Source organism: Aliarcobacter butzleri (assembly GCF_900187115.1).
Taxonomy (GTDB): Bacteria; Campylobacterota; Campylobacteria; order Campylobacterales; family Arcobacteraceae; genus Aliarcobacter; species Aliarcobacter butzleri.
The window spans coordinates 1307852-1322218 of record NZ_LT906455.1; the positions used below are offsets into that span (position 1 = coordinate 1307852).

Sequence of the window (14367 nt, forward strand, 5' to 3'; positions counted from 1 at the left end):
TAGGGATATTATATCTATTTTTTATTTAAAGTGAAAATATATTTTCTAAAAATAATTTTTTAAAATGAAAAGCTTTATGATTTTTTGTAAGTAAGTTAGGTAAACCGTAAGCCGCGTTCTGTCAAAGACAATAATTTATCTAGGTACTAAATTACTTTAGTACTCCTGCGAAGACCAAAAATGTGAAGTAATTACCTAGTCTTCTTGCTGCAAGTTGGGTTTACAAAGCCAAAAAGATTACTCAATTTGCTGGTAAGCTCTTACCTTACCGTTTCACCATCACCAAAAAAATTGGCTGTCTACTCTCTGTTGCACTATCCCTTAGATTACTCTAGCCATTATTTAAATGGAACCACACTTCACTGCAGCCCGGACTTTCCTCTTGAAATTTCAAGCTATTGTCTGGTTTACCTAAGTTGGAATTATAGCTTGAATTCCTTAAAATCTATTTTCTTATAACGTCATAATAACTTGGAATATCAAATTTAAAAATATCATCACCTATTTGTCCATTTTGAACTACGTCATAAAACTTAATTACTACACTATTTTCAAGTTTATCTACATATTTTATCTCTTGGATTTTATCATCTTTTGAAGTTTTTATTGTATATTTTACATCATCTATATCTGTAAAAAAAGTATTATTATCAACTTTTTTAGAACTATTTAAAAGTTTAATAATATCTATTTCACTCTCAAGCTGAGTAAGAATAGCTTGTTCAAGTTCTGGTTCATCAACTACTGCAAAATTACCATCAATATAAACATTTTTTGTAACTGGAGTTTTATACTTCCACAAAATTTTGCCACTCTTTTTTATAAATACTTCACCTTTATACTCAATAACATTTTTTGAGTTTGAAGTAATAATTTGAGTAAACTTAGCTTCAAAAGAGTCTAAATTTCTAATATCTGTCGAAGCAATTGAAGAAATAGCTAAGAATATCAATCCAATAAAGATTTTATAAAACATTTTTTAACCTTTTTTTTTATATAATCTTGCGATTATAACGAAAAGGAACTAATTTTATGTTAAATGTTTTTTCAAAAATTTTTGGTACAAGAAATGACAAAGAAGTAAAAAAATATAGAAAAAAAGCTGATGCCATAACAGCTTTAGAAAGTAAATACACAGATTTAAGTGATGATGAACTAAAAAATGAGTTTCAAAAGCTAAAAGAACTTGTACAAAAAGGTGAAAAAACACTAGATAATGTTTTATTTCAATCATTTGCAATTACAAGAGAAGCTAGTCGTAGAGTTTTAAATATGCGTCCTTATGATGTACAACTTATTGGTGGTATGGTTTTACACGAAGGAAGAATCGCTGAGATGAAAACTGGTGAAGGAAAAACTTTAGTTGGGTCACTTGCTGTTTCTTTAAATGCATTAGAAGGAAAAGGAGTTCATGTTGTTACAGTAAATGATTATCTTGCTAGCAGGGATGCAAATGAATTAAGACCTTTATATGAATTTCTAGGTTTTAGTGTTGGTGCTGTTGTTGGTGGATTAAAAGATGATGAGCAAAGAAGAGAACAATATGCTTGTGATATAACTTATGGTACAAATAACGAATTTGGATTTGATTATTTAAGAGATAATATGTGTTTTGATATCAAAGATAAAGTTCAAAGAGGACATAACTACGTAATAGTTGATGAAGTCGACTCTATTCTAATCGATGAAGCAAGAACTCCTTTAATAATTAGTGGACCAACAAATCATAAAAATTCGAATTATTTAAAAGCAAATGAAATTGCTTTAAAATTAGAAAAAGGTGAATTAATAGAACCTAAAAGCGCAGCTGAAAAACCAATAACAACAGGTGATTTTATCGTTGATGAAAAAAATAGAGCTGTAACATTAACAGAACAAGGACATGAAGCTGTAGAAAAACTTTTTGGAGTTGATAATCTTTATTCTATTGAAAATGCTATGCTTTCTCACTCTTTAGACCAAGCTTTAAAAGCAAACTATATTTTCAAAAAAGATGTTGATTATGTTGTAAAAGATAATCAAATCATAATAGTTGATGAGTTTACAGGAAGATTAAGTGAAGGAAGAAGATTTAGTGAAGGACTTCACCAAGCTTTAGAAGCAAAAGAAGGTGTTACAATTCAAGATGAATCACAAACTTTAGCAGATATTACTTTCCAAAACTATTTTAGAATGTACAAAAAACTTGCTGGTATGACAGGAACTGCTCAAACAGAAGCTACTGAATTTGCTCAAATTTATAATTTAGATGTTGTATCTATTCCTACAAATATTCCTGTAAAAAGAATTGATAAAAATGATTTAATTTATAAAAGTGAAAAAGAGAAATTTGAAGCTGTTTGTAATAAAATCAAAGAACTACATGAGAAAGGACAACCTGTACTTGTAGGAACTGCTTCTATTGAAAAATCTGAAAAATTACATAAAATTTTAGTTGATAAAAAAATTCCTCACACAGTTTTAAATGCAAAACAACATGAAAAAGAAGGAAAAATCATCGCTGATGCGGGACAAAAAGGTGCAGTTACAATTGCAACAAATATGGCAGGGCGTGGAGTTGATATAAAACTTACTAAAGAAATCTTAGATTTAGGTGGTTTAGCAATCATTGGAACAGAAAGACATGAGTCTAGAAGAATTGATAACCAATTAAGAGGAAGATCTGGAAGACAAGGGGATGTTGGTGAATCTCAATTTTATCTATCATTAGAAGATAATCTTTTAAGAATTTTTGGTAGTGATAGAATAAAAGGCATTATGGAAAGACTTGGAATTGAAGAAGGTGAGCATATTGAATCAAGAATGGTTACACGTGCAGTTGAAAATGCTCAAAAGAAAGTAGAATCTATGCACTTTGAAAGTAGAAAACATCTACTTGAATATGATGATGTAGCAAATCAACAAAGAAAAGTTATCTATAGCTTTAGAAATGACTTACTAAAACCTGATTATGATATAACTTCAAAAATTGATGAAAATAGAATTGAATATGTTCAAAATCTTTTAACTGAAGCAAATATAACTTCAGGAATGGCTGAAGACGATTTTAACTATGAATTTATTGTAAATAGATTTTTAGAAGATTTACATTTTAAAATTAATGTAGAAGATATAAAAAAAGAGTCTTATGAGGAATTAGAAGAACATTTAATTTCTATATTAAAAGATGTTTATGATAAAAAAATGTCTGTAACAAGCCTTGAGCAAAAAAGTGAAATTGAAAGAATTTTATATTTACAAATACTTGATAGTGCATGGAGAGAGCACTTATATGCGATGGATACATTAAAAACAGGTATTGGATTAAGAGGATATAACCAAAAAGATCCATTGGTTGAGTATAAAAAAGAGTCTTATAATATGTTTATTGAACTAATTGGAAATATAAAAAATGAAATCATAAAAATTTTATTTACAATTCAATTACAAAGTCAAGAAGATAAACAAAAAGAGCAAGAAGCACTAGCTAAAATGAAAGAGCAAATGGAAAAAAGTACAGAACATATAACTACAAATATTGCTCAAGAAGCTGTAAAAAATAGTGATAAAAAAATAGCTAGAAATGAACCTTGTCCTTGCGGAAGTGGCTTAAAATATAAACAATGTTGTGGAAAAAGTGGACCAAAAATTGGTTTAGCTGCAGGAAAATAATTTGAATAAAAAATTAGTAAATTTTATTGTAAAGAAATACCTAAGATTTGATAAAAAAAATCCTTTTATCTCAATTAGTGCTATATTAGCATTTGTTGGTGTTTCTATTGGTGTTATGGTTTTAATTTTAGCAATGTCTATTATGAATGGAACAGCAAAAGAGTTTGAAAGAAAACTCTTTACTATGAATTATCCTTTAACAATTTACCCAAAATTTGCAGATTCAGTAAATCAAAATTTATTAGAAAAACTTCAAAAAGAGTATCCAAATCTAAAGTTTTCACCATTTGTTTCTACACAAGCAATAGTTCAGAATGGCGATAATATGAGTGGTGGTATAATTTTTGGTGTAGATAGCCAAAAAGAAGCAAATATCAATCCTATTTATAAAGAAGCTGTTGGTGATTTACTTCTTGGAAAATATGATGTAATAACAGGTTCTGGAATAAAAGATAAGCTATATTTAAATAGTGGTTCTAAAGTAACTTTATATTTTACAGAACTAAATCCAGCTGGTTTTTCATTGATGCCAAAAATGAAAAGATTTGATTATGTTACTTCATTTACTTCGGGTTTAAATGCTTATGATAAAGCTTATATGTACACTTCTTTAGAAGCGTTACAAACTCTACTTCAAAAAGATTCAAATATTTATGATGGTATTCATATTCATTCAGATAATGCACTTGAAGATATAGAAAAACTAAAAGTTAGTTTACAAGGAACAAATGCTTCAATTATTGGTTGGTGGCAACAAAATGGTAATTTCTTTGCAGCAATGAAGATGGAGAAAACAGCTTTATTTATTGTTTTAATGCTAATTATTTTAGTTGCATCTTTAAATATAATTTCCTCTTTACTTATGACTGTAATGAGTAGAAGAAAAGAAATTGCCCTACTTTTATCAATGGGAGCTTCTGCAAAAGAGATAAAATCTATATTTCTAAGAGTTGGAACTGTTATTGGTTTTGGTGGAATTATTACAGGAATTGTACTAGGATTTATTGGTTATTGGTTTTTAGATACATTTGATATTGTGTCATTGCCAGCTGATGTTTATGGAAGTGCAAAATTACCTCTTGATTTAGCAATGAGTGATTTTATTTCTATTGTTATAGGTGCAGTAATAATTGTGCTTTTATCATCTTATTATCCAGCATCAAGAGCTACTAAAATTGACGTTATTGATGTTTTAAGAAATGAATAAGTCTAGCATTTAGACTTATTTCATTATTATACTTTTACTATCTTCTTTTTCTAAATTATTTATATTATCAAAAAATCTCACTGGAGAATTAATAACTCTTTTTGCAATATTTGATGGGATATTAAATGTATCTGTTGTAAGGTTTGTAGCTATTGTAGGATTATCTAAACTCCCATTGATATTTATTTTTGTTTCTACTCTATTTTCATCACCTAATATTATATAGTTTAGTACAGGAATTGCTCCAACTATATTTGCATAATCTTTGAAAAATATAAGGTTCATATTGAAATTTATATTAGAATTTGTCAAATCAATATCTCCTTTTCCTTCAAAATCAATACCATTTCCAACAGTATTAAGTTTTACAATATTTATTAATCCTTTATCTTTACTATAGTTAAACTCTAAATCACCATCAGAAATTTTATAAGTTAATAAATTAAATCCAGGGTTTGTCGCCAATCCAACAACAGATGGAATCGCTAAAAATGGATTTATAATAGCTGGTGAAGTTTGAATAAATAGTAAAATATTATTTAAAATAGATAAATTCGCAATACTACTATTTTTTAAAACAACTTTTCCATGTAAATCATTTATATTTCCAGTTGCAAAGAAGTGAACTTTTCCACCTAAAAAAATGTTTCTATTTGAAATTTTATTTAAGAAATCGGCACTAATATCAACTGCATAAAGTTCTAATTTTCCATTTGTGTCTCTAAAAACAACCTGTGTATCACCATATTTTATATAAGCAAATTTATTGTCTGGTCGAACTCTTAATTCATAATTATCTGATACTATTTCAAACTCATCATTAATAACAATATTAGAATTTTTACCAATAATATCTATTTTTTTATATTTTGAAATATTTTCTTCATCTTCTGTATAATAGCTAACATCATACTCTTCTAAATATAAAGACAAATTATCTTTATCTAAAAATAAAATTAAATCTTGGTTTTTTGTATATATTTTTAAATCATCAGCTTTATAATTTCCTATTAATTGTATCTCTTCAAGAGTTTTTCCATCTTTTTTTAAAGGAATATCTAAATCTTTTATAGTTGCTTCAAAATTTATATCTCCATTTTCTATAACAACATTTGCATCTTTTATTTTATAATCTTTATTGTCTAAATTTAATTCACAATTGTCTAGATACAAATTTATATTTTCTTTTAAATCATTTGCATTCATTTTTGTGTCAATAAAAAGTTTTAAATCTTTTAAATAAAGATTTGTTTTATCGTTAATTACTAACTTTATATCATCATTCAAGGCAAAAATTTCAATATCTTTATCTTTTATAGTTCCTTTTAAATCTATACTATTTATCTCTTTTTCATCTTTTTGAATAGGCAAATTTATATTTTTTAAAAAAGCATTAAAATTTATTTCATTTTCGTTTTTAATTTCTAAAGATATATTTCCATCTTTTATTGCATAAGTTTGAAAAAGTTTAGAATAAGGATAAATCTTTGATATGTTTGCAATATCAATAAATATTGATTTATCAACTTTTATTTTTGTATCTAAATCTTTTAAATTTATTGTTGTCAGTGAACTAAAATCCATATCAATTAAACTATTTTTATCTTTTATTTCAAGAACTGCTGCACCATCATCATCTTTTACAATTAAAGAGTTTATATCAACAGTTCCTGTTGATTTTAAAGTATTTGTGTCTATACTTAAATTCGCATTTGCGTCTATCATATCTTCGTATAAAAAACTCGCATCATTTATATAAACTATATTTTCATCAAGAGTTACTTTTGCTTTTTTACTAAAAAAAGAGAAATTATCAATAGAAATTAAAGAATTATCTACTAAAAATTCGCCTTTTGTGCTCATTGGTTTATCAAGAGCATAAGGAAAGTTTAGAACTAAATTTGCATTTGTTATTCCGCTTTTTTGTTTTACAGGAAGATTTATTTCATAAGCTTTTAAAATACCTAAAATATTGTCATCAAGTTTGCTATTAGTTTTTATATTTACTTCAACATTTCCATTTATCTCATCAGTTAAATTATGAATAGTTACAAAACTTCCTTCTATGTTTTTATCTTTAAATTTTGGTTCAATTAGATTAAAATGTAAATTATCATCTTTATAAGTTACATCAATACTTTTTGTAAAAATCTCATCAACATCTTTATGAAATCTTATTTTTCCATCTTTTATATGAGCTTTTCCTTCGATTGAGTTTTGTACAAGTTCATTTTTCTTTAAATCATATTCACCATAAAGCCAGTCAAGTTTAAAATCACCTGTTACATTATTATACATCCACTCATTTGCTTCTTGTGGTAAATCTAAATGTTCTTTTAAAAATTTCAAATTTTCAAAATATTTGCTTTCTAAATAAAATTTTATTTTTTCAGATGTTATATCAATATTTAAAGCTGTTTGGAAATTCTCAAAATACAAATTTCCAAAAAAATTTAATTCTTTAGAAAAATAATCTATTTTTGCTTTTCCATCAAATAAAACTTTATAATCTTTTAAATATAATGAATTTAACTCAAAAAAAACTGTATTTGAAGAATCATTTATTTTAGATGAAATATTTATAAAATTATTATCAAGATATAACTCTTTCCCGTTAAACCAGATATAAAATTGATTTTCATTTATTTTTAAACTCTCTATTTTTATGCTTTGGAAAAATTTTAAAATTTTTGGAAGTAACTGTATATCATTTTTTAAATTCTCTAAAGAGTTACTTTCTTTACTACTTTTTGACTTATATTCAACTTTTTCAATACTCAAAATGAGCTTTTTATCCATTTTTATATAAAATTGCGAGATTAAAAAATTAGAGAAAGAAAAAGAGTCGATTTTGATGCCAATATACAGAGATGAAAACATTAAAAATATAAAAAGAAATGATACAAATATTGCAATTTTAATGTTTTTTAACATTATTGATTTTATCCTCATTGGTTTAATTGTTGTTTTATTTTATTTAACAATGCCAGTAAATTCCACAAAAGTTTTGTTTATTCCTAAAGGCAGTACAAGTAATATTATATCACACTTAAATAAAAGTGGCTATGAAATGAATGCTTTAGATGAAATAATTATCAAAATGACAGGTTATATTCAAAGTGGTTGGATAGATATTGATCAAACTAGACTTACAAAAATGGATTTTATTTATAAACTAATTAGCTCAAAAGCTGCTTTAAAAACTATTACATTAATACCTGGTGAAACTTCTTATTTTTTCTTAAAAAAGATAGCACAAGAGTTTAGCCTTTCAGAGGAAATTTTAACAAAAATTTATAATGAACATGCCTATAAAGCAGATGGAAATATTTTAGCTGATACTTATTCTATTCCTATTGGTATGAAAGAAGATTATATTATTTTTTATCTATTTTCTCAAACAAATAGAAAATATGAAGAGTTTTCAAAAAAAATATTTGGAGTTTATGATAAAAAGAAGTGGTACAACTATATAACTTTAGCTTCAGTTATACAAAAAGAAGCAGCAACTACAAACGAAATGCCAATAGTTGCAAGTGTAGTTCATAATAGATTAAAAAAAGGTATGCGTCTTCAAATGGATGGAACTTTAAACTATGGTAAATACTCAAATAGTGTAGTAACAGCAGATAGAATAAGAGAAGATACAAGTTCTTATAACACTTATTTGAATGCGGGACTACCTAAAGATCCTATTTGTGCCGTTAGCCTTGATTCTATAAAAGCTGCAATATTTCCAGTAAAAAGTAACTATTTATACTTTGTAAGAGATAACCGTACTGGATTACATAAATTTGCTTCAACTTTTGAAGAACATCAAGTAAATATCCAAGCAAACGTTGGTGTTGCAAAAACTTATACAAAAGTTAAAGCTGTTGAAACGCAAATTGATGAAGAAGCTCAAAATATTATGAAAACAGATATTTCTAATCAAAAGCCAACTTCAATCAAAGATTTATTCAATAATATAAATTAATATTTTGTGAAAATTTGAAACAATCAAATTTTCATAAACTAATATATATTCTCAAATTAAATAACCTTAAATACAAATCTAGCTAATATTTTTACAAATTCAAAATTTAGGAAAAAATATGTCAAAAATCATTTACACAAAAGTTGATGAAGCACCAGCGTTAGCAACATACTCTTTTTTACCAATTATTCAATCTTTCACAAAAAGTTCAGGGATTGAAATGGTTCAAAAAGACATTTCTCTTGCTGGAAGAATTATTGCCGCTTTCCCAGAAAATTTAACTGATGAGCAAAAAATTGGTGATGCACTAGCAGAACTTGGTGAAATGACTCAAGATCCAAATGCAAATATTATTAAATTACCAAATATTTCAGCTTCAATTCCTCAATTAAAAGCTGCGATTGCTGAATTACAATCAAAAGGTTACAAAATTCCTGATTATGATTCAAGTGAAGAAGTAAATGCAAGATATGCAAAAATCTTAGGATCAGCAGTTAACCCTGTATTAAGAGAAGGAAATTCTGATAGAAGAGCTCCTGGTGCAGTTAAAAACTATGCTAAAAACAATCCACATAGAATGGGTGTTTGGGCAAAAGACTCAAAAACTGATGTAGCACATATGAATGCAAATGATTTTTATGGAACTGAAGTTTCTACTACTTTAGATTCAGCTGATAATTTCAAAATCTCTTTTATAAATAAAAATGGAGAAGAGACTGTTTTAAAAGCTTCTTTACCATTATTAGCTGGTGAAGTTGTTGATGCTACTAAAATGTCTTCAAAAGCTTTACAAGAGTTCTATCAAAAAGGAATTGATGAAGCTAAAAAAAGAGATGTATTATTATCTTTACATTTAAAAGCAACAATGATGAAAGTATCTGATCCAATTATGTTTGGATTTGCTGTGAAAGTTTACTTCAAAGATTTAATTGCTAAACATGGAAAATTATTTGATGAAATGGGTGTTAACTTTAACAATGGTTTAGGTGACTTATACTCTAAATTAGACAATATCGATGCTGCAAAAAAAGCTGAAATTTTAGCTGATATTGATGCAGTTTATGCAAAACAACCAAGACTTGCTATGGTAAATTCTGCTAAAGGAATTACTAACTTACATGTACCATCAGATGTTATTATTGATGCTTCTATGCCTGCTATGATCAAAGGTGGTGGGAAAATGTGGAATAAAGAAGATAAAGAAGAAGATACTTTAGCGATGATTCCAGATAGATGTTATGCTACAACATACCAAGTTGTAATTGAAGATTGTAAAAAACACGGAGCACTTGATCCAAAAACTATGGGTTCAGTTCCAAATGTTGGATTAATGGCACAAAAAGCTGAAGAGTATGGTTCTCATGATAAAACTTTCCAAGCAAAAGCTGATGGAAAAATCGTTGTTACAAATAAAGCAGGAGAAACTGTATTTAGTTTTGATGTTGATAATGGTGATATTTTCAGAATGTGCCAAACTAAAGATGAACCAATTAAAGATTGGGTAAAACTTGCAGTTAATAGAGCAAAATTATCTGGAACTCCAGCAGTATTCTGGTTAGATAAAAATAGAGGTCATGATGCACAAATGATCGCAAAAGTTGAAAAATACTTAAAAGATTATGATTTAACAGGATTAGAAATCTCAATTATGGCTCCAGATGATGCTATTCAATACTCTTTAGATAGAATGAGAAAAGGTCTTGATACAATTTCTGTAACTGGAAATGTATTTAGAGATTATAATACTGACTTATTCCCAATTTTAGAACTTGGAACATCTGCAAAAATGTTATCTATCGTTCCATTAATGCAAGGTGGAGGATTATTTGAAACTGGTGCGGGAGGATCTGCTCCTAAACACGTTCAACAATTCCAAGAAGAAGGTTATTTAAGATGGGATTCTTTAGGTGAATTTATGGCTCTTGCAGCTTCTTTAGAACACTTAGCAAATACACAAGGAAATAAAAAAGCTCAAGTTTTAGCTGATACTTTAGATAAAGCAACTGGAACTTTCTTAATCAACGATAAATCTCCAGCTAGAAAAATTGGAAGCATTGATAATAGAGGTTCTCACTTCTACTTAGCAATGTATTGGGCACAAGAATTAGCAGCTCAAAATGTAGATGCTGAGTTAAAAGCTGAATTTACTCCAATTGCAAAAGCAATGACAGAAAATGAAGAAATAATTGTAAAAGAATTAACAGAATGCCAAGGAAAAGCTGTTGATATGGGTGGATACTATTTACCAGATGATGCAAAAACATCAGCTGCTATGAGACCGTCTGCAACTTTAAATTCTATTATTGGATAATTAAATTTTTTAATTTATAAAAAGGCAAGGTTTCGGCTTTGCCTTTTTTTATACCCAAAAAGATATAATCTATTTTAAACAAATTTTAAAGGCTCTATTTTGAATAATAAAACAATAGGAATTATTGGAGTTGGAAATGTAGGTTCAACATTAGCTTTCATTTTAGCTACAAATAATATCTGTTCAAATATACTATTAAAAGATATAAAAAACAATATTTCAGAAGCTATGGCACTTGATATTTCACAAGCTATGCAAGAAACAAATAGTAATACTAAAATTACTGCTTGTTTAAATAATGAAGATTTCAAAGATTGTGATATTATTATTATAACAGCAGGAATAGCAAGAAAACCAAACATGAGTAGAGATGATTTACTCATTACAAATGCAAAAATTGTAGCTTCTGTTATGAATGATATATCAAAGAATAATCCAAACGCAATAATTATAATAATTTCAAATCCTCTTGATTCGATGGTTTATACAGCATTAAAATCTTCAAATTATCCTAAAAATAAAATTCTTGGAATGGCTGGAACTTTAGATAGTGCTAGAATGAGTTATTTTATAGCAGAAAAGCTAGGCTTTCCAAATGTTAACATAAAAACTTCTGTTATTGGTGGACATGGAGATAGTATGGTTCCATTAATTGATTTTTCAACTGTTGATGGAAAAAAATTAAATGAAGTTTTATCTAAAGAAGATATAGATGATATTGTGATTAAAACAAAAAATGGTGGTGGACAAATTGTAAAACTATTAGAAACAGGTTCTGCATATTATGCTCCTGCTTATTCTACAATTGCAATGATAGAAGCTATTTTAAATGATACGAAAAAATGTTTTGCATGTGCTACTATACTAAATGGAGAATATGGTTATAAAGATATAGTTTCTGGAGTGCCTGTTATTTTAGGAAAAGATGGTGTTGAAAAAATCATAGAATTAGAAATAAGTGATTTTGAAAAAGAACAATTTTCAAATTCTATTAATAGTGTTAAAGAATCAATAAATATTTTAGAAAATAATTTTTTCAATTAGTTATCAACTTAGAAAAATAAGAATTATTGATTAGAGTCAATATTCTTTAAATAATATTTGAGTACAATAATCTTATCTTATTTCACAAAAGGATATATTATGAAAAAAATTGTTATTGCAACTACTATTTTAACTGCCTGTTTTGCTTTTGCAAACCCTTATGCAAAATGTGTTGTATGTCATGGAGCAAATGGGGAAAAAGTAGCTCTAGGTAAATCTAAAATTATTAAAGATATGACAAAAGCAGATTTTGTAGCAGCATTAAAAGGTTATCAAGATGGAACTTATGGTGGAGCACAAAAAGCTTTAATGGTTGGTCAAGTAAAAGATATGTCTGAAGCGACAATGAATGAGCTTGCTGATTTAATTATCAAATAGTTTTTAACTAGAGAATTTTCTCTAGTTATCTAAAATTTTACTCTTTTTTATATCATTTAAAATATTTAACAACTCTTTCTTTTCATTTAAAAGTTGTTTTATTAAAATATCTTTTTCATCTTCAACTTCTATTTCAGCTATATTTTTTTGTTCTAAAATTTTCCCAAGATAAAATTCAAAAATACCTTTTTGTTGTGAAAAGTCTATTTTTAAACATTCTATAACAATTTGAGGTTTATCTTCTCCTAAACCATTTGTTATTAATAGTTTATTGATTTGTTTGATTTTATAAGTTAATTTATTTTCAATAATAATTGGTTCAAGTAACTCTTTTTTCCAATAATTAGAACTCTCTTTTTCTATAACATACAATTTTTTTGATAATATTTTAGAAAACAAATCTTTATTTACTGAAAGTTTAAACACCCTATTTCCTATATTTTTCTGTACTATATCTATAAATTACTAAATTAAAAATATGATACAATCTCTCAAAATAAAAAAGGATAAAAATGAATAATTTATTTAAATATCTATTTATAACAATATTTAGTACAATTTTATTTACAGCTTGTACTACAAAAGAAGTAGTAATCATAGAAGTAAAAGAAAATGACTTAACAGAATTTTCAAAAAAAGCTAATGATAATTTTATAAATCAAGATCAAGCAACAAACGACTACTTTATAAAATACTTTAGACCTTGGGACTTAACAAAAGTTTCATATCCAAAACAAGAAGCTATGTGGGGACAATCATATAGATTTAAAAAAGTATATTTAGAAAACCATCAATTAGCTACAAAAGAGTGGTTTGATAAACAAATACAAAACTCAAATTTTGATGAATATAATGTAGTACCGAAAAAAGCAATAACTTTAAAAAATACAAATGTAAGAGTTCTTCCAACAAATTCTCCAATGTTTTATAATCCACTACTACCAGGAGAAGGATTTCCTTTTGACTATAATCAAAATTCTTTAATCAAAATAAATACTCCAATTATGGTTTCTCATTTGTCAAAAGATAAAGCTTGGGCATATATAGAATCAAGTAGTGTTGGTGGATGGGTTGAGATAAATAATATAGCATTTGTTAATGAAAATTTTATAAAACAATTTAAAAATTCAAACTACTTTGTAAGTATAAAAGAAAAATTCCCAATTTATGATCCTATTTTTAGAGAATATGTAAAAGTTGGAACAATCTTTCCTAAAGAAAAAGATAACTATCTAATTGCCAAAAAAGATGATAATGCAAATGCAATAATTTCACATATACAACTAAATCCAAATGAAATTGAAGCTATGCCAGTACTTTATAATAGTGAAAATAGAATAAAAATATTAACTGAACTTTTAAATGAACCTTATGGTTGGGGTGGATTACTAAATAATAGAGATTGTTCAAGTTTTACTCAAGATTTTTTTACTCCTTTTGGATCATATTTACATAGAAATTCAAAAGCACAAACAACAAATGGGAAATATATTGATATTTCAAAACTAACTTTAGATGAGAAAAAAGAGTTTATAAAAAAAGAAGGTGTTCCTTTTTCAACTTTAGTTTATTTAAAAGGTCATATTATGCTTTATTTAGGAATAAAAGATAATGAACCAATGGTTGTACACAATGTTTGGAGTGTAAGATTGAAAGACAAAAACAATAAAGAATTTAGACATATAATTGGAAAATCAACTATTACAACATTAGAACCAGGAAAAGAGTTAGAAGGATTTGATGATAATAGTAATATTTTAAATAAAGTTCTAGGAATAGTTATTTTATAAGCTTTAGTAA

General features: G+C 26.7%; 10 protein-coding genes and 1 other RNA gene. 7 read left to right on the forward strand and 4 right to left on the reverse strand.

Features of this window, described 5'->3' with window-relative positions:
• Window positions 1–92 precede the first annotated feature (92 nt).
• Together rnpB and lolA are read right to left on the reverse strand one after the other, a co-directional pair.
• Window positions 93–414, reverse strand: an RNA gene (rnpB, locus tag CKV87_RS06535) — RNase P RNA component class A.
• A gap of 31 nt (window positions 415–445) precedes the next feature.
• Window positions 446–976, reverse strand: a complete 531-nt coding sequence (gene lolA, locus CKV87_RS06540) for a LolA-like outer membrane lipoprotein chaperone (protein WP_004509555.1) — start codon at window positions 974–976, stop codon at window positions 446–448.
• A gap of 56 nt (window positions 977–1032) precedes the next feature.
• Here lolA and secA point away from each other — a divergent pair, with 56 nt between their 5' ends.
• Window positions 1033–3651 carry a preprotein translocase subunit SecA gene (gene secA, locus CKV87_RS06545; protein WP_012012978.1) on the forward strand — a complete coding sequence of 873 codons (2619 nt, stop codon included), beginning with the start codon at window positions 1033–1035 and terminating at the stop codon, window positions 3649–3651.
• Between the two features lies 1 nt (window position 3652).
• Window positions 3653–4858 carry an ABC transporter permease gene (locus CKV87_RS06550; protein ID WP_012012979.1) on the forward strand — a complete coding sequence of 402 codons (1206 nt, stop codon included), beginning with the start codon at window positions 3653–3655 and terminating at the stop codon, window positions 4856–4858.
• Between the two features lie 15 nt (window positions 4859–4873).
• Here the strand turns inward: CKV87_RS06550 and CKV87_RS06555 are convergent, their stop codons facing one another.
• The gene (locus CKV87_RS06555; protein ID WP_444546272.1) at window positions 4874–7810 is read right to left on the reverse strand and encodes a YhdP family protein; all 2937 of its coding nucleotides are present in this window, start codon (window positions 7808–7810) and stop codon (window positions 4874–4876) included.
• On the opposite strand from CKV87_RS06555, the gene mltG reads away from it, so the two are divergent.
• The 4 genes from mltG to CKV87_RS06575 all read left to right on the forward strand — a co-directional run bounded on the left by mltG (window position 7713) and on the right by CKV87_RS06575 (window position 12567).
• A complete protein-coding gene (gene mltG, locus CKV87_RS06560; protein ID WP_004509559.1) occupies window positions 7713–8834 on the forward strand; it encodes an endolytic transglycosylase MltG in 1122 nt (373 codons plus the stop codon). The two genes, CKV87_RS06555 and mltG, sit on opposite strands and share 98 nt — an antisense overlap.
• A 118-nt stretch (window positions 8835–8952) precedes the next feature.
• Complete coding sequence (locus tag CKV87_RS06565) at window positions 8953–11145, forward strand: NADP-dependent isocitrate dehydrogenase (RefSeq protein WP_012012981.1); 2193 nt, start codon at window positions 8953–8955, stop codon at window positions 11143–11145.
• Between the two features lie 99 nt (window positions 11146–11244).
• Window positions 11245–12189, forward strand: a complete 945-nt coding sequence (locus CKV87_RS06570; RefSeq protein ID WP_012012982.1) for a malate dehydrogenase — start codon at window positions 11245–11247, stop codon at window positions 12187–12189.
• Window positions 12190–12288: 99 nt separating this feature from the next.
• Window positions 12289–12567, forward strand: coding sequence for a c-type cytochrome (locus CKV87_RS06575; protein ID WP_004509562.1), 279 nt, complete (start codon window positions 12289–12291; stop codon window positions 12565–12567).
• Window positions 12568–12588: 21 nt separating this feature from the next.
• On the opposite strand, the gene CKV87_RS06580 is transcribed toward CKV87_RS06575, so the two are convergent.
• Window positions 12589–12993, reverse strand: coding sequence for a hypothetical protein (locus tag CKV87_RS06580; protein WP_012012983.1), 405 nt, complete (start codon window positions 12991–12993; stop codon window positions 12589–12591).
• Window positions 12994–13079: 86 nt separating this feature from the next.
• Here CKV87_RS06580 and CKV87_RS06585 point away from each other — a divergent pair, with 86 nt between their 5' ends.
• A complete protein-coding gene (locus CKV87_RS06585; protein WP_012012984.1) occupies window positions 13080–14357 on the forward strand; it encodes a C40 family peptidase in 1278 nt (425 codons plus the stop codon).
• Window positions 14358–14367: the final 10 nt, after the last annotated feature.

Excerpts from the sequence above, each read along its gene's own strand:
- CKV87_RS06585 (WP_012012984.1), top strand. The coding sequence starts at position 13,080 with ATGAATAATTTATTTAAATATCTATTTATAACAATATTTAGTACAATT.
- CKV87_RS06555 (WP_444546272.1), bottom strand. The coding sequence starts at position 7,810 with ATGAGGATAAAATCAATAATGTTAAAAAACATTAAAATTGCAATATTT.
- mltG (WP_004509559.1), top strand. The coding sequence starts at position 7,713 with ATGCCAATATACAGAGATGAAAACATTAAAAATATAAAAAGAAATGAT.
- CKV87_RS06565 (WP_012012981.1), top strand. The coding sequence starts at position 8,953 with ATGTCAAAAATCATTTACACAAAAGTTGATGAAGCACCAGCGTTAGCA.
- CKV87_RS06575 (WP_004509562.1), top strand. The coding sequence starts at position 12,289 with ATGAAAAAAATTGTTATTGCAACTACTATTTTAACTGCCTGTTTTGCT.
- secA (WP_012012978.1), top strand. The coding sequence starts at position 1,033 with ATGTTAAATGTTTTTTCAAAAATTTTTGGTACAAGAAATGACAAAGAA.
- lolA (WP_004509555.1), bottom strand. The coding sequence starts at position 976 with ATGTTTTATAAAATCTTTATTGGATTGATATTCTTAGCTATTTCTTCA.